At 31.0% G+C, this 300-nt stretch carries 1 protein-coding gene; it reads right to left on the minus strand.

Annotated features, from left to right (window positions below; all coding sequences use genetic code 11):
* Positions 1-70: 70 nt before the first annotated feature.
* The coding region (locus tag EWU23_RS13825) for an integrase core domain-containing protein (protein ID WP_166233203.1) at positions 71-300 on the minus strand (230 nt) is incomplete at its 5' end.

Below are 300 nucleotides of genomic sequence, written 5' to 3' on the forward strand. Positions count from 1 at the left end.
TGTGAATGCCTGAATGACGTTGACCGTTTTATGTCATTTATACTTGATTAGTTTTCAAGTATTTTTTTGTTTAGCATATAGCTTGATTTAAATTTAATAGTTTTTTTTCAAAATCAATAGGTGACATTCTATTTAACTCAATATGAGGCTTTTCCAGATTATAAAGTGATACTGCTCGGTCAACTTCTTTGACCAGCATTTCGAAATTATGGATTTTTCGATGCCGTAAATAATTGTTTTTTATAATTCCATTGATACGCTCTGCTTTCCCATTTTCCCAGGGGTATTTACACATACTGT

Source organism: Aquirufa beregesia, assembly GCF_011090385.1.
Classification (GTDB): Bacteria; Bacteroidota; Bacteroidia; order Cytophagales; family Spirosomataceae; genus Aquirufa; species Aquirufa beregesia.